Here is a 20,963-nt window from a genome sequence, read left to right as displayed (position 1 = left end):
TTCTCCGATATTTAATATCGTGCGTCTGGTGTAATAATATGGTCTATTTCATTATTATTTAATGCATATATTTTGTTTGTTAAATTAGGAATGACACAACTGTGATTCGGTATAATATTTAATACATCACCAATATTTAATTTAATTTGTTTTGGGTCATAGCGAAGATAGCCATGTTCTTCATTTAATTTAACTAGTTTTATAGTTGGGTCTTCCACTATATAACCAAAGCCTGGTTCTGCAGATTGGTCAGAAGTTAATGTTTTTGTCCCTGCATCTACTGTTGCATACCCCTCAATAGGAATACTCACAACAGTTGTTCTTATTGTTAAAGCGCAATCTTCAGGCGTATAAATACCACCATAGATAGCATTCATATCTCCAAAAATAAAGTTCCCAGCCCGTGACTCTGTAATCCCTTTTAATTCATCAGCATAGAATGAAGATAGTGTTGACCCGCCAGATGTCCGAGGCGCTGTAATACCCAATTTTTCTAACCGTTCTTGGCAAGATAATAAAAGATCTGCTTCTGCTTTTGCCGCTTTACGTATTTCAGGCTCGGTTCGGTATTGGTATATTGTTCCTGCATAAGTAAATACACCAATAATTTTCAAATTAGGTAATTTTTGTATTGCCAGTGCAAATGGCTCTAAGTCATCTAATTGAATACCTTCCCGGTGAGCACCATAATCAACAGCAATATAGACCTCAATAATTTGGTTTTCTTGCTTTGCTGCTGCTGATAATTGTTCAGCACCTTGTAGGCTATCAATAATCGTTCTTAATTTTATTTTTTTAGCTAACTCAATAAATTGCTGACATTTTTGTTCACCAATCATTGGGTAAGCAAGCAGAATATGATCAATTCCGCCTTTCGCCATAACCGTCGCTTCTTGCAATGTGGCACATGTAATTCCTTTTGCACCACAGGCGATCTCAAATTTCGCTAATTCTACTGATTTATGTGTTTTTATATGCGGCCAGTGTTCAATACCTTGCTGTGTTAGCTTGCCTGTCATGCCTCTGACATTTTTTTCAAGTTGCTGTAAGTCTAAAGCAACGTAAGGCGTTATTGGCATAAAAACCTCTCTTATTCTTCATTATTGTCTTCCCCTTTTAATTCCGCTAAATAGGTATAAAGGGTATATTTGGAAATATTTAAAAACTCACAGATTTTCTCACCTGCTTTTTTGATTAAGAAAGCACCTCTATCATCAAAGAATTTAATTGCATCCATTTTTTCTTTTTTACCCATATTGATGACAGGGACTTTGATAACCTGCATGCATTCTTGAATAAGGTGATCTAAAATTTCATTAACGTCCGTGACAAAAACTTCCTTAACCGTATCTTGCTCAATACTATTACGCTGTGTAATGCCTTGAATGGCTTTTTCTGCGGCAATAAATTCTGAGATATCTTGATTAATACAAAGCGCCCCAGAAACTTTGCCAGTTTCATCACGTAAATAAATTGAAGTTGAACGCAACATTTTCCCATCTTTGGTTTGGGTAAAATAATTGTATTTGTCGCCATCAACATCTGTCCCACGCAGTACCTCAAGCCCTAAATTACTACTTGGGTCTCCCACCTTTCGTTTCGTAACATGGCCATTAATAATTGCAACAATACTACTTTCTAACCCTTTGCTATGGTCATGTAATACCACTTCACAATTGTCGCCAAATTGGCCCGCAATTCCTTTCATAACTGCCAATAACATTTCAAAGTTGTCTTGAATAATTTTCATTTTCTACCAAACTTATTTTAATCCTAACTAAATATTAGTTAGATAATAATGGAGACTCAATCAAGATTTGAGCAATTTGTGATCTATCTCTTGATTCTAGCTAACAAATTTTTAGTTGCCATGACTAACATAGCAATACTCCCAGTTTATAAAAAAACTGGGAGATATGATAGAACAAGGGGTTTCAGAGAGTTTATTGATAAATGGGAAGCTATGCAGAGACAAATTAGCAACCTAACTTTTTGTTAGTTTCTATTACCAACAAAAAGTTAGCAGCCCTATTTTTATAAACTCACCCAAAACACGCCAGTTTCTCGGATCTCTGTAAATTGATTTTGGAATTCGACTAAGTTTTGTTCTGGATTTAATGCGCTAAATCGTTCTGGATGCATAAATTTAGCCATAGCTTCAATGGCAAATATATTCATCGGATTGTTGTAAAAATTATGGTAAATCGCCATAACGCGCTTTTCTTTAACTGCCGTTAATGAAGAGATCCCTTGTCTATCCATTAATACTGATAACTGCTTCTGCACGTTAGCTTTATTTGCATTATATCCTAAGCTTACTGCGAGCGAACGACGATTAAAGTTGTGCCAATCGGCGCCTGTCAGTAAATAATATTCTGGGTTTAATGTAATAATATTCTCAATGGAACTTTCAGCCCCTTTTGCAGGAAAGCTATCTGCAACTAGATTATTTCCACCTGCCAGGGCCGCTAAAGAACCGTAACCTGAACGACCATAAAGTTGACAACAATTATCGCTAAATAACCCTGCATTCGCTTCAATCAAAACAGCTGGAAATGGCTGAGCTAATTGGCTTTCAATCGCATCTAATTTTTCTTGATACAGTTTCGCAAACTGTTCAGCTCTTTCTTGTGTTCCTAATAATTTCCCTAATAATAAAATACTTTTCGGCGTGTTTTTCGCGATATCCATTCGAAAATCAATAAAAATAACTTGAATACCGGCGGCTTCAAGTTGCGGTAAAATTTGGCTATCACGCATCGCACCATAATTAGCCTTATGCATAATTACCACATCAGGCATTAATTCGATCAATTTTTCAACTTGAAGACCCGCTTCACGAGTTTTCTTTAAGGTTGGAATTTTGTCTAATTCAGGCAACACACTGAAATAAGCTTGTTTTAAATCTGGCGCGTACTGCGTAAGCGAATCACTCCAACCCGCAATACGAGATATCCCACTTTTACCCGCAGCAATATCCACTGGCAAAATATCACGACTATCCACCAAAAATAATTTTTCAACGGGAAGATTAACTGTGACTTCACGACCTTGTAAGTCGGTAATCACCGTTGGCGTTTTTGCCTGCCCCCAAAAGCTTAGTAAGCACAATAATCCTGTGAGAAATAATTTCATGGAAAATCTTTTACCTTAAATTTAAATAGGTTGGTATGAATAAAGCCACTGTACAGTGGCTTATCATTAGTTAAAATATCAAATTAGAAAGTCACACTGTAATTAAGGGCAAAAGTTCGGCCACGGCCTTTATAATCGTACAGGTTTGCAGCGCCATATTTAGGGCTATATAAGCTTTGTGCCCGCTGTCCCCAAATTGTGGAGTAATTTTTATCCAGCAGGTTTTCGACAGCAAAGCTAACTTTACCCACTGTTAGCATATAACTTCCTAATAAATCAACGGTATTATAACCATCGAGTTTCTTACCAGCCGCATCCGTTAAATTGAACGTTTGCTGGCTTTGTAAGCGTAGCGCCCAGTCATTCGGCTCCCAACCAATATAGGCATTCACTTTTGATGGGCTCGCGAAATCAACGCTCCATTTTTCCCAACTACCATCCACTTTAGTTTCTGATTTTTGTAGATTGAAGTTACTTCCAACACTCCAATCTGAGTCAGCAAAGAAGTAATCCACCGCACCTTCTACCCCATAGATACGGCGTTTATCGGTTTTCATATAGATGGTCATGTCATCTTTATTAATGCCATAGCTTCTATCAGACAAAGAATAATAGGTAGCAACTTGTGTGCGTAAGTTTTCCCCTGTGTAACGCCATCCTAACTCGAAAGAGTTAACCTTAATTCCTTTTACCTTGGTATCATTAATGTTAACACTTTTATTGAGATGATAGTGGCCATTGGCATCTGGGGTCTTCGCATAATCACCTGTTCCGTAATACTTAGCAATATCAGGAATTTCAAAGCCTTGAGAGAAATTAAACCATGTTTGTTGCTCTTCGGTTAAGTTAACCAGCAGCCCTGCGTTAAACAGTAAGTTGTTGTAATCCGTTTTCCCACCCGGTACTGCATCTGCTGATTTACCTTTTCCGTTAGCAATCGCTTCTTGCTGTGCATAACCAATAAAATCATCGACTTTATTTTCTGTGTACTGATAACGTACACCACCGCTTAACGTGAACATTGGCGTAATGTCATAACTACTTTGTAAAAATGTCGCCATATTCGTCGTGGTATAGCTTGGATAGCGGCCAATTTGGAAAGCTTTAGTTAAGTCCATTCCCCCGGATTCTTTCGCTTTATCTAAATCAAAAAACATTTGGTTCGCACGAAATTGCTCATGCTCTGCATCCACACCATAAGTTAACGTTAATTCATCGATAGGTTGGCTATTGAACGTCAGCTTAGTTCCATAAAAATTGGTTTTTTGATCCGATGAGCTGATACTTGTAACATCTTTGCCTGTAAGGGTTGGGAAAGGATAAAACTTTTGTGATTCATCACGATAATAAACTTGTGCAACAAAATCCTGCCCAAATACATCTGCATTTGAATATTGTAAATTGAGCAAATTACGCTCAGTTCCCGGCAAACGGTCAGAACTTAATTTACTGCTGTTATAAGCTTCACCTTGTCCTTTAACTGCGGAAAAATCTTTTCCTAAATAGAGGCCGTGTTTACCATCAGACTCACTTTTATAATGCTGATAAACAGCTTGAACCTGTTGTTTTTCATCGATTTTGATAGTACCTGACGCCATCACATCCAGACGATCAGAAAATTGTAGCCCTGTTTGGGTATTATCAATATTAATCGCATTACCTTTGCCATCATACCAACCGCCATAGCGTTGATAAGCAACAGAAACACGTCCGTGAGCGTTCTCATTACCACCACTTACTGCTGCAGCAATATTTTCATCGTGATCTTTACCACTGTTAAAGCCTGTTTTTCCACCTAATTGCAGGGAAACTTGTTTTTCTTCTTGGCCTTTTTTCGTCACAATATTAATCAAGCCACCACTGCTACCACCACCGTACATCGCCGTTGCGCCTGAAATAACTTCGATATGATTAATATTAAAAGGATCGATAGAATCTAATTGGCGACTATCACTACGAGAAGAGTTAAGGCGTACTCCATCCACCATCACAATCATTGAACGGCCACGCATATTCATGCCATAGTTTGTCCGCCCTTGGCCACTGACACTCATTCCTGGAATAAGCTGCGCTAAAATATCTTTTAATTCTTTTCCACCTTCAGCTTGCTGCTCAATTTCAGCATTATCAATCACCCATGTGGTTTGTGCCATTTCTGAAACGGTTTTATAACCACGTGTAGCAGATACGGTTATGGACTCTTCTTTTTTATCGGCGCCAAATACGGAGGGGGAAATAAAAGGGAGAAAGCAAGGAGAGATAATAAAAAAATGCTTTATTTTCATTAAATTAAACCTTTACATTATTAGAATTGCTGTTATTGAATCTAAAAAATAAATCACAATGCATAACTAAATTACTGTTTATTATTTTATCAAATAATTATTATCAACAGTAACTAAGAATCAAGATAAATATAAGAATTATTATTATTAACAACAGATAATGAAAGGTTATTCAGTACTAGTCACGCATCCTTGCGCAAGATCTTCCTATTAATTACTTCACGCTAACGACTGCAATATAATTCAACTTTCCACGATTTTGCCGAAAATGACGGAACATACGCAAAAATTGGGGACGATTTTCTTTCTTCAATGCATTACGGATAATCTTTAGGGCACCCAAAATGCCTTCATCGTAAATCAACCCTTTTGGTGATAGCAACGTCATTGGCCCAGTGTGAGATACCACTTGTTGGAAGCCCGCTTGTTGAAATAATTCTACCCATTGCGCTTCAGGTAATGGCTGTGCTTTAACATTAATCGCTTGCTGCATTTGGGAAACCACACTTTGAACAGCTTGGGCATCCTTAAATGCAATATCATGGGTTAATAAACAGCCACCCGGTTTTAGTACTCGATAATACTCCTGCAATAGCTTCGCTTTCGCTTTATCGCCGTACATGGTTAGCATGGCTTCATTAATAACCACATCAAAACTGTTGTCCTCAAACGGTAGTTTTGATGCATCCGCCATTTGGATTGTCACTAAATCTGTTAGCCCTTTATTCGCAACATTCTTTTGTGCTTGTACGAGCGCCTGCTTGTCCATATCAATACCCGTAATATGACAATGGAATTGGGAGGCAATTTCAATGGCAGTGGTTCCCATATTACACGCGACTTCAAGAACTTGGCTGTTCTTGTGTAACCCTGATTGGCTAAGTAACCATTCGGTTGCTTCTTTTCCCCCTGGGCGTAAACGTTTTTTCCCCAAGCGTGCTAGAAATTTGTGCCCTGCTTCGTGGGCGGTAAATGATTGGTCCATTTTCACCTCCAAGTTAATGTGTACAAGCCGTTTCAGGCTCACGTAACATAACTAACAGCATTTTTGCGGGCTCAAGCGCATCTACCGCATGAGGAATATTAGCAGGCATTCTGACAACTTCCCCCGGTTTAGCCATTACAGGCTTTCCTTCGATGGTAAGTTGTAAGCTCCCTTCAACAACCATCACAATCGCATCAAAAGGGGCGCTGTGTTCAGACAGCGCTTGGCCTTTATCAAAAGCAAATAAGGTGATATTTCCCCCGCCATTTTTCGCTAATATGCGGCTTGCAATACCTTGTTCAGTATAATTAATTAACTGATTGATAGTCAGCGCTTCTGAAGGTGTTATTGTGTTATTGCTCATCGTTTAATATTCCTTAATTCAATCGTTTTCATTCAGTTATCTAAATAGCGGAATGACCCCTTGGGTCTGCCGGCCTTGATAATCCATTGGCGTAATTGCGACGGGTAATTGGTACAGTTGTGTCAGGTTTTCTTCCGTTAAAATTTGTTCAGTTTCACCAAATAAACAACCGCTGCCGTTAAATAACAACAGTGAATAATCAGCGATATGCAGCGCATGTTGTGGATAATGACTCGTGAATAAGATAGTCATTCCGCGATGTATGGCTAAGTCACGTAAGACGCTGAGCACACTGTCTTGGTTGGCAAGGTCCAATGCGGATGTCGGTTCGTCAAGAATCAGAATTTCTGGTTCGCTGGCTAATGCCCTCGCAATCATGACCATTTGTTTTTCCCCTCCACTGAGGCAGTTAAAGGGTTGGTCAGCAAATTTGCTTATGCCTAAGTACGCTAAACACTGCTCTACAATTTGGTTATCTTTTTCATTGGGTGAGGCATACCAAGGTAAATGACGAATACGCCCGAGACTCACCATAGTGCGAACAGAGTAATGAAACAGTGAACCACTAAGCTGTGGAACATAAGCGACGGGTGCATTTAGGGAAATATTGCCTGTTGATCCTTTTTGTAAGCCGAGTAGTAGTTTTAATAAAGTTGTTTTTCCGCGGCCATTTGGCCCTAAAATCGCACCAATACTGCCCTTTGGTTGCCGAAAACTAACATTCGTAAATAATTGGCGTTGGGCTATTTTGAAATTAAGGTGTTCAACTTGGATCATAAATCGGCCACCTTTTTATTCAATGTGTGGATCAGTAGTGCAAAAATAGGGGCGCCGATCAGTGCGGTGATCACACTTAATGGAATTTCTGCATTCGTCATACTGCGTGCAAAGGTGTCGACAGCTACCATATAAATCCCACCAATGACCGCACTGGCAGGCAGTAATATCCGGTGATCATGCCCTACCATTAGCCGTGCAATATGTGGAACAATCAGCCCTACCCAGCCGATGGTGCCGGATACCGCCACTGTCGCACTGGTGATCAAGGTTACGCTGAGTAACACAGCCCAGCGGGTTCTATTAATTTTCATCCCTAAGGCTTGTGCATTTTCTTCCCCAAGAGACAGCACATTGATACGAAAACGCAGCGCAAAAATGACCAAGACACAGACTAATACCACAGGAAAAACAATATTGAGTTTGAGGTAAGACGCACTGGCAAAGCTGCCCATAAGCCAAAAAACAATGGTTTGTAACGTGTTATTTGGGTCTGCAAAATAGGTAATTAACGAAATTAATGCAGCAAAAAAAGCATTAATAATCACCCCCGCAAGGATTAACATTAATAGCTGGCTGCCTTGGCGATTCAAACCCAATAAGAAAACCAGCACGATAGCTAGCAACCCACCGATGAAAGCCAATGAAATGGTGATCAACAAAGAAGAAAATAATAAAATAGCTAGCGCGCCACCCAATGCAGCCCCTGATGAAACACCAATAATTTGCGGCCCAACTAATGGGTTGCGGAAAATACCTTGCAAAGCCGCCCCCGCAACCGCCAGCCCAGCCCCTGCCGTTCCTGCTATCAGAACACGCGGTAAGCGCACATTCAGCACCACATTTTGTTCCGTTCGGCTATAGTTCCCCATCATTTCATTACCAAAAATAGTGTCATAGAGAATATGCCAAACCGCGGAAAACGAAACTGGGTAACGCCCACAGCTTAGGGCCAAAACAAAAGTCAACAATAGGCCAATAGCAAAAATGAACCAAAGATATTGGGGCTTACGCATGCGGTTTCCCCATCAAAGAAAGGTAGTGTTGGCTACTTTTGTTCATCTCTATTTGCAAAATTCCGTCAATTTGCTCATCTGACACGTCATAGCCATAAAGTTGCTGATATCTAAGGCGAATTTCCTCACGCAATGGCACTTTCATCGTTTCTGGGTGAAAAATCATCGATAACCATTGCCAGTACAGTGGTGTTTCTTGGTTTGGTGCATCCCAGATAAAACCACCAATAGGGAGCTTATACACACGCTGGTTTTTCACGGCGGTGACTTCACTTAGCATAGGGTTGCGGTAAACATCAGCTGGCGATAACCCTTCTTCGAAATTACCTAATAGAATAATGTCAGGGTCCCAAACCAGAATTTGCTCAATATTGAGGGTTCTTGGCCCAGTGAGGTCACGGTTTAAGCTCACCCCACCCGCCAGTGCAAAATCTGCATTGTTGTGTGATGTTGAGCCAAATGTTTGAATACTCTGGTTAAAATTGGATAAATACAGGACTCGGGGCTGCTGCGCTTCTGGTATTTCAGCGGTAGTTGCTGAGAGTGTATCGACAACTTCTTGGCGCCACTGGATCATCCTTTGCGCTTTATCATTGTGGCCAAGTGTTTGCCCCATTAGGCGAACCCACTCTTGCGTATAGCGTTCTTGCCCATAATCTAACGTAGCAACGGTGAGCCCTGCATCACGCATAGGAGAAATAATGTCATCTCCTCTATGCCCCCATTGCCACACTAAATCGGGCTCCACATTAAGTAATGCTTCAATGTTTGGCGTAAAATTGTTACCCACCACATTTGAATTCACTTGTAGAACAGGAGAAAACATTTGGCTTAGCATGCCATCTCGCGCAGCAACCTTTGCAAAAGGATGCATTCCGACTAATTTTTCACTGCTTTCATCCATGCCAACTAACATCGAAGCGGCAGGGATTGGGATCACAACAATACGTTTTGCAGGGGATGATAAATGAATTTTATCACCTGACATATCTGTGAAATCAACGGCTTGTGATGCATATACATTGGCTATTCCACCGAAAGTTAGAAAAACGGCGGCGAGTCTAAAAGCATTATTTATCATAGGGTTATTCAGCTCTCTGCTAACATCTCAATTGATAATGTGTATGATTATCATTTATACTTAAGCCATTCTAAGACGGCGTAAGAGGATGACCTATGACATTTGTCAAAAACGTTTTCCCCCATGCACAATCACTCAATGCCCTTAAATCGTGCTTACTGTTTAATGGGGTAGAAGATGAGAAACTGGCATTACTGCTGGAAAATTGTGGCCATATTCGCTTTAAAAGTGGTGAAATTCTGAACCATGAAGGGGAACCATTTAAGCATTGCCCCTTGATGATCAGCGGGCAAATGGAAGTGTATCGCCACACCTATTTGGGTGAAGAAAAAATTTTTGGTTTGTTTTGTACGGGGGAAATTGTTGCCATCGCAGCCGTTTTTATGCCTCACAACCGTTATCCCATGAGTTTACGGGCAAAAACCGACGGTGAAGCTTTGCTACTTGATAAACGCGATATTTTACGACTATGCCATGCCTGCCCGCAAATTATGGAGAAACTGCTAAGGCGTTTTAGTAGCAAACTATATGAGAACATTAACCATATCGACTGGCTAACTTCGAGTTCTGCTGAACAACGGCTAGCGGCCTATATTCTCGATTTAAAACATAAGCAACTGACTTCAAATATTGTTTTGCCTTTATCTCGGGGCCAGCTCGCGGCTAAATTAGGCATACGTTACGAAACACTCAGTCGGTTAGTTTCTGGATGGCGGCAAAAAGGGTTTATTGATATCGAGAAAGACACTGTGCATATCCATAATGAAAACTACTTAACGAAATTATCTATTTCTGCACAGCGCCCATTTTAAGAATAACGCATTAACGAATATTAATGCGTTTATTCATTATTAGAAGTTATAGGTTACACCACCATTCACATTAAAGCCCATACCGGGGAACAAGGTGCTATCTTTTGCTGTGACGGTCTGATTAGCAACTGATGTTGTCGCATAACGTTCATCCGTTAAATTATCCATCGATAAATACACAGACCACTGCTCTGTTGGTTTATAGCTACCTTTAAGCCCTAATACGGCGTAATTTTTACGTTTCTGAACATCGAGATTGTTTTGGTGATCAACAGCCATATCCGTTGGCGCCCAATGAATATTTGGCCCGAAGCTCCAATCCCCAATTTCATATAACACCTCGGCAGCGACAATATTGCGAGGAATACCTGCGATATAGTTGCCGTTATACTCTCCCCCCATAAAACGGAAATCATTATAAGTCCATGAAACTCGGTAATTGATATCCCCCGGCCCTGCGCCAACACGTCCTGTCAGCCCAGCTTCTAAGCCTTGATGGCGGGTTTTCGCGGCATAATTAAACACGCCAACAACCGTCCCTGCACTGTCATAAGTGGTAATATACTCATCTTTAATTTGACTGCGGTACAGCGCAAGGTTCCATTTCAACCCATCAGTGACATCCCCTTCTCCACCAATTTCATAAGTAATGGCTTTTTGTGGTGAGAGTTTCGTCAGTTTTCCATTGCTAGAGTTAATAATTTCCCAAAATGTTGCAGGTTCTTCACTCGCACTGATATTAGCAAAGTAGCGCTGGCTTTCCGTTGGGCGCCAAATAACCCCCGCTTTTGGTGTCCAAAATGTCCAACTTTGGTCTAACGACAAATGACTTTGCCGTTTTTCTACGTCACGGCGTGCATGCGTACCTTTGACATCTAAGTTAACTGTCACTGTTGGTGTAATATGTAAGTCTACCCCCACACTGCCATAGAGGTTTTCAGCTCGGCCATCATATTTGCCTATTCTTGTTTTGTCTGCCGGTGTCCCTTTACGGTTTTGCATTAATTCAGTCTGCAAGGTCATTTGGTCCCATGCAAGTGCCGTACGGTATGTCACGGGTTCAGTTTCAATATTATAGGTGAATTGTAGCCCTTCACTGTGGCTGCGGCTAAAACGGTAGTAAGCGGGAGTAGTAAAATTATCATGAGTACGAATGTGCCAAACTCCAGCGCCAATCGCTTGGTTATCCACTTGCCAGTCTGAGCGGTTAGCCACTCGGAATTGCTCAACATTACGGTGTGGGTCACGTAGCCACACCATCGGGTACACATCTGTAGGGTTATTATTGAGTACCTCTTCAGAAACAGGCCCCGCAACGTCAAAGCGCAAATCTGTCCAACTCAACCAAGTTCGGTTTTCAAAGTTATTAGTCACATAACCAAAGTTGCTGCGTAACGTTTTACGTTGAGAAGCAGAGTGTTTGCGATAGCCATCAAAATGGTCATAAGTGAAATTTACACGACCATCAAATACCCCATCGTCAGAAACGCCACCAAATGCCGTTTGTAACCCTTCGCGACCATGGGAGCCGTACTCATAGCGTAGGCGGCCCTGCTCGTTTCGACCCGTGTAAGAGAGCACATCCAATTCACCTCCCAAACTATTACTTTGTGGGTTAAGGCTATTTGCGCCGCGGCGTACACTTACCATCCGCACATCACGCATTTCTAAGGTGCTGATGTGAAAACTGCCGTCTGCATCTGTTGCAGGTAAGCCATCTTGGAGCAGCAACACACCCCGAGCAAGCGGTGCGCTTTGTACTCCTGACCCACGAATATTCAAACGTGGCTGATCAATCCCCCCAAAGAAATTTTGAATCACAAGCCCAGGCTGATAATCAAGAGCATCTTGTAAGGTCGCAAGGCGAGTCTCTTTTTCGATAACAACTAAATTTGTTCCGCCAGCCACTTTTTCAAGCTTGCCTTTTTCTTGCTGTTCACTCGGTGACAAACGGTTTTGACCTGTTGAAGACGTGACGATCAGTTTGTCCGATGTCACTGCTGGTGCAGCGAACCCAATTGGTGTCGCCAAAGTTCCTATACCTAAAGTGAGTGCAATACAATGCGCCAATTGGTGCCGTTTTAAACGATGAGACATATATTCACCCCAATAACAGTAATGGTTATCATTTTCATTTAAGGGGTTTAAAATAGAGGATGGGTTTAGATATCCCTATGACATTTGTCAAAAATGCCTAGAGTGAACTTCGTTTTCAGGCTAATCACACATGTAATTAACCAAGTGGCACTTTAAGTTACTGTGGGTATCAAAGTATCAATAGCCCATTTTGATTACATGGCAATTTATCATCACGATCCCACGTTAAAACCAATACAGATAAGTCATCTTGAACAGAAAATTCACTTCCTTCAATAATGGCTTGTTGCTTTTCATTATCACATTCAGCCCAAAAACCATCTGTTGCAATAATTAGCCGACAATCCACCTCAGTGACTTTTTTATAATCAAGTAAAAATGTTTTTTGTAAATTAAAACATCGAGTAACTATTTTTCTATTTTCATCCTTCAACATACTTTGTACAAAAGGTTCGCCGAGTGGATTAGCACCAGTATGAACATTAGTAAGCCAATTTATCGATTTATCTTTTTTCCAGTTACCTAAACGAATATCTCCCGTATGAAAACAGAAAACAGATTCCCCCGAATTAAAAGTTCCAATAACTAATAAACTCGCCTTCCCAATTTTATATTTAGCTTTAGTTTCTTTAAATCCAAGCTGTAAAATATGATCAACGATATTTTCAGTTAAGTGACTCTGCTCTATTGAATTTAATTCTTGAATAACTATCTCAAAGAAGAATTTAGCCATTTCAGTAGTAGCTGGAGATGACGTTGAAACATCAAAAGCAATCACCAAATTAAAATTACCTCGGTCAATTAACGCATATAAATCTTTATTTTGTTTTCTATCAGCACCCATTTGAGTCGCAAATAACCATGAGAGCTCTTTAGCTGTTCGCGTTAATGTTTGATGCATTGGGTTAATCTTTCAAAAATAATATCTTCTCGTGAACGAATTCCTTGGCTAGTGCTCTGTACTGCCATTTCAAAATCATATTCATTAATCAATAAAGCTAAATTATTTGAAATATATTCTTTTAATGCTGTACTTGACTGAGAGATCTCTTCAACAATACTTTCTCTTCCATCGAAAATATTTAAAATATCTTCAATATCTCGACTACTTAATAAATCACCATTCCCTCTACCTAGATACGCCTCTAATTTTGTGGCAATAAAATATTCAGGCCGAATTAAATTTATAGTGACATTCTGAGTTAATTGATATTGGCATGCCATTTCTACAGCGTCTTTGTACCAACGATTACTAAAACCTAATGCATTTTGGTCTACAGGCATAAAGTCAACTTTGAGTTCACCAATTAACATTCGGCAGATAACATCATCAAAAGGATCTTCCCTGAACCCTCGTTCTCTCAACTTTTCTTGTAATTGGCTCCACTTAGCATAACCAACTATATCGACCACTAAGTCAACATCATCAGTATATCTAATTTGCTCTTTGGTATATTCATCAGTGACTAACAAGCCTGTAGTACAACCGCCAACAAAGACAACTTGAGCTAATAGCTCTTCACCTAATGCATCTGCAACCACCAGTAACATACTTTTTTGTAAGTTAACCTTTTCGCTCATTTAACTTCCTCAAAAATGATTTTTAGTTTTTCTAAGGATAGATTGTGCTCTCTCGGTCTGCCAATCCTAACCGCATCAACTAAAGCTAACATTGCATACAGCCTACTATCTAATTGAACTGCACGAATAATATTAGAATGTAATGGCTCAATAGCAAATCCTTTTGTCTTTCCTCTTGGATCTGGCCATACAAGAGGAAATTCTCCTGATGTCATTAGTTTTCCTTTTAATACAGGAGCTGCTATTGATGTTGCAATCCCCCTTGTCAGCTCACCTTCCTTTGCAGGAAAAACATACTTGATTCCAAAAGCAATAAAATCAAATAAAGCCTTAGTATTCACCTTGGGAATCGCTAATCTTCTATCTGGCTTCGCTAGACCAACATCGTACATACGATTTAAGCCTAAACTGATTTGTGACTTACTAATTCCTGTCAAAAACTCAAGGTTTCTGACAGAAAAACGGCTTTTAATCGCGCTTTCCTCATTATAACTAGGCTTTAGCCCTTTTTCTGTCCATTCATCCTCTACGACGACTAAAATATCATCATCAACATGAGCTAAAGAAAAATCCGCGGATGACTCTCCCGAAGCATCCTGCCCCCCAAACATATCCCCCCAATCAACTTTACTTTCATATAAATGAAAAGTATCACTATCGAAATTCTGACGATTCAAATCGATATGCATCGAAATTATTTTTAAAAGAATCAGTATATCTTGACTTTTCATATTCTAAATTCCGCCTTGTCTCACGTCCTAGGACACGGGACGATTATTAATAAAAAAATATTTTTGTCAATACACGAACTTCATCTAGGTTTTGCTAACTCCCCAAATACGGCTACACACTTTCTCTAATAACGCTTTGTTATGGCTAAAAATAACCATTGCGAGTGGTCGCTCTTCGGATAATTTCACTAACAACTGCCAAATTTCTTTTTGCAAATTGGCGTCTAACTGTGCGGTGATTTCATCGGCAATTAAAATTTTCGTTCGCGGGTCAAGGGCTCGCAGTAACGCAATACGAGCAAGTTCACCACCCGATAACTCACTGGGAAGCCTTTCAAGCCAAGCAGGTTTAATCGAAAAGCGCTCTAACCAATGGGTTTCTGGCTGCCAAGCATCAAATAAACTCGCCCCCACCTTGCGATAGGGGTTAAAGCTTTTTTCGGGATGTTGGGGGACTAATTGAATTGGGCAATAACCTTGTTGAGGTAACGGTTGCCCTTCAAACAAAATGGTTCCTTGGGATGCCTTTTGCCACTGAGCTAATACTCGGCCCAACGTGGTTTTCCCAAAACCACTGGGCGCAGATATCCCAAGACGTTCACCGCTAGTCAGTGATAAGCTAAAGCCATCCCACACCCGCTGCCCACCTTGTTCAATGCATAAATTATTTACTTGTAAAATAGGTTCAGTGATACTCATTTACTTGCCATAAATTGATGTTCCGGTAACGCATTCCACAACGATTGCAGCCATTTTCCACCACCACCTTGTTGTAGCTTTTGGCTGCTTAACACTTCTTCCAACGCTCCATTACGCAATAAGGCAATACGGTCAGCAAAACGCACAGCCATGGATAAATCATGGGTGACCCATAAAACACCTCGGCCATCGTGGCAAAGCGATTTAATGTTTTCGAGCAGTTGTGTAGCATGGTCATCATCCAGCCATGATGAAATTTCATCCGCTAAAATATATTGCGCGCAAGAGAGTGTCGCACTGCTGGCGAGTACCCGCTTTGCCATTCCACCGGATAACTGGTTTGGGTAGCTATCCACTAGTGAGCTTTGCAAATTATATTGCTGTAAGTGCCGCGCAACATCGTGCATTTTAATATGCTGCCCACTTAACACTGCGGCACGTTCTAATTGTGGGCCGATACGAATTAATGGATTAAGTGCGCTAACCCCTTGAGGTATATAGCATAATACATTACCACGGTGCTGCGCTTTGTTTTGTTCGGTCAGTTTTTTACCATTAAGGTGAATACCGCCACGACAGCGCATATTATGGGGAAGTAACCCCAAAACACTCTGTAATAACAAGCTCTTGCCTTCCCCGCTCCCACCCACCAGTGCAACCATCTCACCGGGCCGAATATCCAATGAAATCCCTTGTAGTAACGGAGCCCAACGCTTGCGCCCTAACCAACGAAATTGCGCGACATCCACGGTGAGATTATCAAGACTCAACATACGGCCCCCTTCAACCAAAGCTGCTGCAAGGCTTTAGCAAATTGGTCAAATAATAACACTAGCCCAACTAAGGCAATGCCTGGGAAAACCACCAGCCACCAAGCTCCTGTGCTGAGATAACGCAATGCATCGGACAATAAAATACCCAGTGAGGGCTCATGGGGCGATAAACCAAAGCCTAAGAAACTTAACGCCGCACTGTGTAAAACCGCATGGGGAAACATTAACAACGTTCCTACCATCCATTGAGGCAAAATCATCGGTAAATAGTGATAACGCCAGCGGTAAAACGCACTGTTACCAATACGTTGAGATAACATAATATAATCTGACTGGCTAACTCGTTGTAACTCCGAACGTAAAATTAAGGCTAATTTTGGCCAATGCGTCAGTGCAACGGCCCAAATCACCCCCATTTTTCCGCCACCCAGCGTAAAACAAATCAATACCAGTAATAAAAGATGTGGCAATGCCAACATGGCATCAATAACGCCACGCACTACATAGTCCATCACTTTGCTTATTGAAGATAAACCGGCCATGACAAGTGCAATAAAACCACTGGTAACCGCTGCCATAAGGCCGATTTGCAAGCTAGTTGCCACACCTTGAAAGGTTCTGGCAAATAAATCACGCCCTAAATTATCTGTACCAAATAGATGCGCCCACGAAGGTGGCAAACGCCTATCGAGTAAATTCATTTCAATATCATTGAGGGAGAGACCAAACGCATAGATACTGACAACAACCAGCAAAAGCAACGAAAAAGCTAACTTAAATAAAGCGCGATTAGGGTTATATGTCATGACGCTCTCATCACTCCCTTATTCACTTTTTTTAGTAGGCTGTCAGCTACCGTATTGCTAAAAAATATTATCGCGGCACATAACATGACGATCCCCATCAACAAGGGAATATCTCCACGTAGCCCCGCATCTATCGTCGCCTGACCTAAGCCTGGATAGGCAAATACTTTTTCTGCTAATAATGCCCCACTTAGTAATTCACCAATAGAAGCAAACTGTAAACAAATTGCCGGGGTAATAGCATGTTTTAGTACATGAAACCCAATCATCGACCAACCATTATCCCCTTGAGCCTGTGCGTAATGAATAAATTCACTGCTCATCACTTCAACAACTTTGGCACGTGTATGCAATGCGATATTACCTACGCCTAACATACCCAACGCAATGACAGGTAAAACTAGGTGATGAAGTTTCTGTGAAAATGTTGCCGTTTGCTCATCCAAGCCTATCGGCCAAGCACAGCATATCGGAGCCCACTGTAATGTCACCGCAAACAAAGACAACAACAGCAAGCCTACCCAAAAAACAGGAATTGAAGCCAGTAAATAGCATAATGTTGAGATGAGTTTGTCTGGCCAGCGGTTTAAATAACGCCCAGCCACTAAACCCAACGCAAAACCAACAACTCCAGAGAACAGCCAAGAACTAATAAGTAGAGCTAAAGAAGGCACAAGGCGGTCAGCAATCACTTGAATTACTGGGGTGTTATAGAGCATGGAATAGCCAAAATCCCCCTGTAACACTTGTGAAAACCAACGCCAGAACTGTACCCATAATGGCTGATCAAGCCCCCATCGCGCGGCAATTAGCGCGTATTGCTCAGGGGGAACATGCAGTAAGTCATTGCCGATATAGGCTTTTATTGGGTCGATAGGCGAGTAACTCAGCAGGATAAAAATTCCCGCTGCCGTTACGGTTAATAAACAAATAAATCGCAAGAAAAGCCCGAGTGCGGTTCGCATTACTGACAGGTCCACGCCCATTCATCGACATTATTTAATACTGACCAAGAACCATGAATTTCAGGGGCACTAGTCCCTAAATCAACACAATTATTCAGTAAATAAATATGTTGCAGGTTCATCAACCAAGCCCATGGGGCATCGCCTTTAATACCAACACCCGTGTTACCATTCCAATCCACTTGTTGCCATAATGGAATCGCTGCGTCTTGGTCAGCTTGTGCTAACGCTTTTTCGATTAGTTCATCAACTGCCGCATTTTTATAATAACCAGGGTTATAAAAACCAACACCAGCTGCTTTGCTGCTGTAATTATGGACAATTTCCATCGGGTCTAAGCTTCCCCAACCAAACAATGTTGGGTTAGCATGCATCTGTAGCTCAACGGTTTCCCAACTTCCCGATTTTAAATCCATTTCGATACCAATCGGTTTTAAGCTTGAACGGATTGCCTGAGCAAGGTCACGACGTGTGGTATCACCACTGGCATACCATAATGTCAGTTTCGCCACTTTACCATTTTTCTCACGTAGACCTTCTTTATTCAGCTTCCACCCTGCCTCTTCTAAAATAGATTTGGCTTTCTCAAGGTCACCATCTTTAAAAGCGGAGTCTGGGTTATTCCATGGCAGCCCTGCGACGCCAGTATAAGCCGGTACGGCAAAGCCTTCTAATACGGATTCTGCCAATAGTTTACGGTCAAGTGCATAGTTAATCGCTTTACGGACAGCAACATCAGAAGTGATGTCGTTACCGATAGGGTTACCTTGAGCATCTTTCTCACCCGCGGGTGGAATCGGGAAAGAGATACCGCGGTTTTCCACGCTATAGCGCTCAACCAATTTCATGTTTTTCACATCATTAGCATTCGCTGCTACTGCGGCAGGGATACGAACGATTTCCAGTTGATTGCTTTGTGCCGCAGCAAAGGCCGCATCTTCATCAAGGAAGACAAAGACCATTTTACCAAAGTCATTTTTTGGCCCTGCATAATACGGATTTTGCTCGACAATCAATTGCTGCCCCGGCTGGAATGCGACTAAGCGATAAGGGCCTGCGCCAATCGGGTTATGTGCATAGGTTTTCGCATCATATTTATCTGCACAAACAATCCCTAGCGAGCCTAGTACATTAACAAAGGTACTTTGTGGGGAAGATAACGTGATCTTCACGGTTAACGGGTCAACTTCTTCTGCTTTGGCAAAGCTGCCCATATCCACCTTACCGCCACTTGCCGCGGCATTGTTATAAGTAAAAACCACATCTTTGGCGGTCAATGGTGAGCCATCGGAAAATTTTAAGCCTTTTTTCAGCTTAAGTGTCCACTGTTTACCATCGGCATTATGTTGATAACTTTCAAGCATATAGCTATGCCATGAGAGGTCAGCCTTTTGTTTCAGTAATGGGCTATGCAACAGTAGATAGCTGCCATGGCTCCACCCAAGCATAGGGTCAAATCCTTCAGTGGGCTCTGAACCAATAGCTAAACGTAAGGTTTGTGATTGAGTAGGTTCCACGGCTTGAGCTTGCAGTGTGAGCCCCATCAGGCACATTGCTGCAACGATATTTTTAATCATACATCCCTCTATAGATAGGTTTTATTTTTTATTTCAAACCACCAATGCCGTTATTTTCATTGGTGTCGCTATCGGTGAGATATTCGCTATGTGTAGAGTAACCAATATGAGTTATATTAAATTTAATGCCCTGATTGCTAGGCGCTACATCAATAGAACAGCGAATTTATTAGAGAAACCGTCAAAATTAAGTCGTTATTTGACCTATCTTAACAACTACTCATCAATTTCTTTGTCAAATTCAATTGGGTTAGATCGCAAGGACAAATTAGTAATAAAATTAGGGTCGTTCGACTGCCTTGATTGCAACCGAAACTGAGAAGGTGTCATATTATATTTTCGCTTAAAGACATCACAAAAATAAGCATTGCTACCAAAACCGCAGCGATGACTAATTTGAAAAACAGAATAATTCGAAAACGTTAAATAATTCAATGCCATCCCCATGCGAACATCTAACAATAATTGGCGAAAAGACACCCCTTCGCGGTTCAAATGGCGGCGCAACGTTGAAGGGGTCGTAAATAACGCTTTCGCAACATCGTCTAAATGCCATTTTTTTTGCGGTTCTTGGGTTATCAAATGGGTGATCGCTTGGTTTTTCGGTTCATCGTAATTGAAACGAAAAAGATTCAGAATATCGATACCTTCTTGATATATCGCCATTAAAATAAAATATAGGCTCTGTTTCATTAACAATGCTTCTTGGGATGCACTCTGTTTTTTTAATGGTAAGCATTGTTTTAGCAAACTAAAGTTATCTCTCACAGTTTCTGGGGGAGAAATATGGTAGATGGGTTGGTGGCTAGTCAGAGGCGCACCGGACTTCATCAATGTTTTCAGTAATAAAAATACCGCTTGTAATTCTTCTGCTGACATCGACAGCGTGTGCAACTCAAGCGGCTGCTTCACGGTATTACACACAATATTACAGGAAACTTGGCTGTATTTAGGAATAATTAAGGTGACATCGCTTTCAATTTCAATGGATTGGCCATTGATCACGATATTTCCTTTCGCGCCAGTTAGCATGGCTATCATCGCGCTTTCAATATAAAACGCTTTTAACACCATCTGGCTTTCTGAAAGAAAGAATTTATATTCCATAATCTCTATAAACTGCTGTTAATGTCAGAATGACTTCCCAAGAAAAGGGATTGTTGAATAGATATAAAGTAATGAAACAAAACATATCAGCTCTATATCAGTGCGGCTGAGAATATAGTCCGGTTGCGTTGAAATCGCAATATAGATATACGCTCATTTTTTACTGTTATTT

At 41.0% G+C, this 20,963-nt stretch carries 20 protein-coding genes; 1 reads left to right on the top strand and 19 read right to left on the bottom strand.

Annotated features, from left to right (window positions below; all coding sequences use genetic code 11):
* Nucleotides 1-11: 11 nt before the first annotated feature.
* The 9 genes from M1F25_RS05570 to M1F25_RS05530 all read right to left on the bottom strand — a co-directional run bounded on the left by M1F25_RS05570 (nucleotide 12) and on the right by M1F25_RS05530 (nucleotide 9,643).
* Entirely contained in the window at nucleotides 12-1,079 is a 1,068-nt protein-coding gene (locus M1F25_RS05570; protein WP_110591253.1) for an alanine racemase, read from the bottom strand.
* 11 nt (nucleotides 1,080-1,090) lie between these two features.
* Nucleotides 1,091-1,750: a transcriptional regulator gene (locus tag M1F25_RS05565; RefSeq protein ID WP_004257829.1), complete on the bottom strand. Its 660-nt coding sequence runs from the start codon at nucleotides 1,748-1,750 to the stop codon at nucleotides 1,091-1,093.
* Nucleotides 1,751-2,034: 284 nt separating this feature from the next.
* Nucleotides 2,035-3,135 carry an ABC transporter substrate-binding protein gene (locus tag M1F25_RS05560; protein WP_181489429.1) on the bottom strand — a complete coding sequence of 367 codons (1,101 nt, stop codon included), beginning with the start codon at nucleotides 3,133-3,135 and terminating at the stop codon, nucleotides 2,035-2,037.
* Nucleotides 3,136-3,218: 83 nt separating this feature from the next.
* The gene (locus tag M1F25_RS05555) at nucleotides 3,219-5,420 is read right to left on the bottom strand and encodes a TonB-dependent siderophore receptor (RefSeq protein ID WP_181489427.1); all 2,202 of its coding nucleotides are present in this window, start codon (nucleotides 5,418-5,420) and stop codon (nucleotides 3,219-3,221) included.
* 214 nt (nucleotides 5,421-5,634) lie between these two features.
* Complete coding sequence (locus tag M1F25_RS05550) at nucleotides 5,635-6,405, bottom strand: class I SAM-dependent methyltransferase (RefSeq protein WP_072503039.1); 771 nt, start codon at nucleotides 6,403-6,405, stop codon at nucleotides 5,635-5,637.
* A 13-nt stretch (nucleotides 6,406-6,418) separates the two neighbouring features.
* On the bottom strand, nucleotides 6,419-6,769 hold the full coding sequence (locus M1F25_RS05545) for a cupin domain-containing protein (protein WP_181489425.1): 351 nt from the start codon (nucleotides 6,767-6,769) through the stop codon (nucleotides 6,419-6,421).
* Between the two features lie 36 nt (nucleotides 6,770-6,805).
* Nucleotides 6,806-7,546 carry an ABC transporter ATP-binding protein gene (locus M1F25_RS05540; RefSeq protein ID WP_004257851.1) on the bottom strand — a complete coding sequence of 247 codons (741 nt, stop codon included), beginning with the start codon at nucleotides 7,544-7,546 and terminating at the stop codon, nucleotides 6,806-6,808.
* Nucleotides 7,543-8,562 carry a FecCD family ABC transporter permease gene (locus tag M1F25_RS05535; RefSeq protein WP_165879924.1) on the bottom strand — a complete coding sequence of 340 codons (1,020 nt, stop codon included), beginning with the start codon at nucleotides 8,560-8,562 and terminating at the stop codon, nucleotides 7,543-7,545. Before M1F25_RS05535 ends, M1F25_RS05540 begins: the two co-directional genes overlap by 4 nt.
* Nucleotides 8,555-9,643, bottom strand: a complete 1,089-nt coding sequence (locus M1F25_RS05530; protein ID WP_181489424.1) for an ABC transporter substrate-binding protein — start codon at nucleotides 9,641-9,643, stop codon at nucleotides 8,555-8,557. Before M1F25_RS05530 ends, M1F25_RS05535 begins: the two co-directional genes overlap by 8 nt.
* Before the next feature lie 95 nt (nucleotides 9,644-9,738).
* Here M1F25_RS05530 and M1F25_RS05525 point away from each other — a divergent pair, with 95 nt between their 5' ends.
* Nucleotides 9,739-10,455, top strand: coding sequence for a Crp/Fnr family transcriptional regulator (locus tag M1F25_RS05525; protein WP_004257865.1), 717 nt, complete (start codon nucleotides 9,739-9,741; stop codon nucleotides 10,453-10,455).
* 39 nt (nucleotides 10,456-10,494) lie between these two features.
* Here the strand turns inward: M1F25_RS05525 and M1F25_RS05520 are convergent, their stop codons facing one another.
* From M1F25_RS05520 to M1F25_RS05475, 10 genes are all read right to left on the bottom strand, one after another.
* Entirely contained in the window at nucleotides 10,495-12,552 is a 2,058-nt protein-coding gene (locus tag M1F25_RS05520; protein WP_181489422.1) for a TonB-dependent receptor family protein, read from the bottom strand.
* 169 nt (nucleotides 12,553-12,721) lie between these two features.
* Entirely contained in the window at nucleotides 12,722-13,453 is a 732-nt protein-coding gene (locus M1F25_RS05515; RefSeq protein ID WP_094961078.1) for a hypothetical protein, read from the bottom strand.
* Nucleotides 13,438-14,133 carry a hypothetical protein gene (locus tag M1F25_RS05510; RefSeq protein ID WP_094961077.1) on the bottom strand — a complete coding sequence of 232 codons (696 nt, stop codon included), beginning with the start codon at nucleotides 14,131-14,133 and terminating at the stop codon, nucleotides 13,438-13,440. Before M1F25_RS05510 ends, M1F25_RS05515 begins: the two co-directional genes overlap by 16 nt.
* Nucleotides 14,130-14,864 (bottom strand): hypothetical protein, encoded by a 735-nt coding sequence (locus M1F25_RS05505; protein ID WP_094961076.1) that lies wholly within the window; start codon nucleotides 14,862-14,864, stop codon nucleotides 14,130-14,132. Before M1F25_RS05505 ends, M1F25_RS05510 begins: the two co-directional genes overlap by 4 nt.
* Nucleotides 14,865-14,948: 84 nt before the next feature.
* Complete coding sequence (locus M1F25_RS05500; protein ID WP_164456349.1) at nucleotides 14,949-15,545, bottom strand: ATP-binding cassette domain-containing protein; 597 nt, start codon at nucleotides 15,543-15,545, stop codon at nucleotides 14,949-14,951.
* A 14-nt stretch (nucleotides 15,546-15,559) separates the two neighbouring features.
* The gene (locus M1F25_RS05495; RefSeq protein WP_004257884.1) at nucleotides 15,560-16,336 is read right to left on the bottom strand and encodes an ATP-binding cassette domain-containing protein; all 777 of its coding nucleotides are present in this window, start codon (nucleotides 16,334-16,336) and stop codon (nucleotides 15,560-15,562) included.
* Nucleotides 16,330-17,142 carry an ABC transporter permease gene (locus tag M1F25_RS05490; protein WP_004257889.1) on the bottom strand — a complete coding sequence of 271 codons (813 nt, stop codon included), beginning with the start codon at nucleotides 17,140-17,142 and terminating at the stop codon, nucleotides 16,330-16,332. Before M1F25_RS05490 ends, M1F25_RS05495 begins: the two co-directional genes overlap by 7 nt.
* Nucleotides 17,139-18,107, bottom strand: coding sequence for an ABC transporter permease (locus M1F25_RS05485; protein WP_112307496.1), 969 nt, complete (start codon nucleotides 18,105-18,107; stop codon nucleotides 17,139-17,141). Before M1F25_RS05485 ends, M1F25_RS05490 begins: the two co-directional genes overlap by 4 nt.
* Nucleotides 18,107-19,660, bottom strand: a complete 1,554-nt coding sequence (locus tag M1F25_RS05480; RefSeq protein WP_232368749.1) for an ABC transporter substrate-binding protein — start codon at nucleotides 19,658-19,660, stop codon at nucleotides 18,107-18,109. The genes M1F25_RS05485 and M1F25_RS05480 overlap by 1 nt, the downstream gene beginning before the upstream one ends.
* Nucleotides 19,661-19,900: 240 nt before the next feature.
* Nucleotides 19,901-20,791, bottom strand: a complete 891-nt coding sequence (locus M1F25_RS05475; RefSeq protein ID WP_004257901.1) for an AraC family transcriptional regulator — start codon at nucleotides 20,789-20,791, stop codon at nucleotides 19,901-19,903.
* Nucleotides 20,792-20,963: the final 172 nt, after the last annotated feature.

The sequence above is a fragment of the Providencia sp. PROV109 genome (assembly GCF_033681625.1).
Classification (GTDB): domain Bacteria; phylum Pseudomonadota; class Gammaproteobacteria; order Enterobacterales; family Enterobacteriaceae; genus Providencia; species Providencia hangzhouensis.
Note: the sequence above shows the minus strand (reverse complement) of the source record. Positions and strands in the feature narration are given on the sequence as shown.

Bases quoted from the DNA above. Each gene is read 5' to 3' on its own strand.
- M1F25_RS05570 (WP_110591253.1), bottom strand. From the start codon at position 1,079: ATGCCAATAACGCCTTACGTTGCTTTAGACTTACAGCAACTTGAAAAA.
- M1F25_RS05565 (WP_004257829.1), bottom strand. From the start codon at position 1,750: ATGAAAATTATTCAAGACAACTTTGAAATGTTATTGGCAGTTATGAAA.
- M1F25_RS05560 (WP_181489429.1), bottom strand. From the start codon at position 3,135: ATGAAATTATTTCTCACAGGATTATTGTGCTTACTAAGCTTTTGGGGG.
- M1F25_RS05555 (WP_181489427.1), bottom strand. From the start codon at position 5,420: ATGAAAATAAAGCATTTTTTTATTATCTCTCCTTGCTTTCTCCCTTTT.
- M1F25_RS05550 (WP_072503039.1), bottom strand. From the start codon at position 6,405: ATGGACCAATCATTTACCGCCCACGAAGCAGGGCACAAATTTCTAGCA.
- M1F25_RS05545 (WP_181489425.1), bottom strand. From the start codon at position 6,769: ATGAGCAATAACACAATAACACCTTCAGAAGCGCTGACTATCAATCAG.
- M1F25_RS05540 (WP_004257851.1), bottom strand. From the start codon at position 7,546: ATGATCCAAGTTGAACACCTTAATTTCAAAATAGCCCAACGCCAATTA.
- M1F25_RS05535 (WP_165879924.1), bottom strand. From the start codon at position 8,562: ATGCGTAAGCCCCAATATCTTTGGTTCATTTTTGCTATTGGCCTATTG.
- M1F25_RS05530 (WP_181489424.1), bottom strand. From the start codon at position 9,643: ATGATAAATAATGCTTTTAGACTCGCCGCCGTTTTTCTAACTTTCGGT.
- M1F25_RS05525 (WP_004257865.1), top strand. From the start codon at position 9,739: ATGACATTTGTCAAAAACGTTTTCCCCCATGCACAATCACTCAATGCC.
- M1F25_RS05520 (WP_181489422.1), bottom strand. From the start codon at position 12,552: ATGTCTCATCGTTTAAAACGGCACCAATTGGCGCATTGTATTGCACTC.
- M1F25_RS05515 (WP_094961078.1), bottom strand. From the start codon at position 13,453: ATGCATCAAACATTAACGCGAACAGCTAAAGAGCTCTCATGGTTATTT.
- M1F25_RS05510 (WP_094961077.1), bottom strand. From the start codon at position 14,133: ATGAGCGAAAAGGTTAACTTACAAAAAAGTATGTTACTGGTGGTTGCA.
- M1F25_RS05505 (WP_094961076.1), bottom strand. From the start codon at position 14,864: ATGAAAAGTCAAGATATACTGATTCTTTTAAAAATAATTTCGATGCAT.
- M1F25_RS05495 (WP_004257884.1), bottom strand. From the start codon at position 16,336: ATGTTGAGTCTTGATAATCTCACCGTGGATGTCGCGCAATTTCGTTGG.
- M1F25_RS05490 (WP_004257889.1), bottom strand. From the start codon at position 17,142: ATGACATATAACCCTAATCGCGCTTTATTTAAGTTAGCTTTTTCGTTG.
- M1F25_RS05485 (WP_112307496.1), bottom strand. From the start codon at position 18,107: ATGCGAACCGCACTCGGGCTTTTCTTGCGATTTATTTGTTTATTAACC.
- M1F25_RS05480 (WP_232368749.1), bottom strand. From the start codon at position 19,660: ATGTGCCTGATGGGGCTCACACTGCAAGCTCAAGCCGTGGAACCTACT.
- M1F25_RS05475 (WP_004257901.1), bottom strand. From the start codon at position 20,791: ATGGAATATAAATTCTTTCTTTCAGAAAGCCAGATGGTGTTAAAAGCG.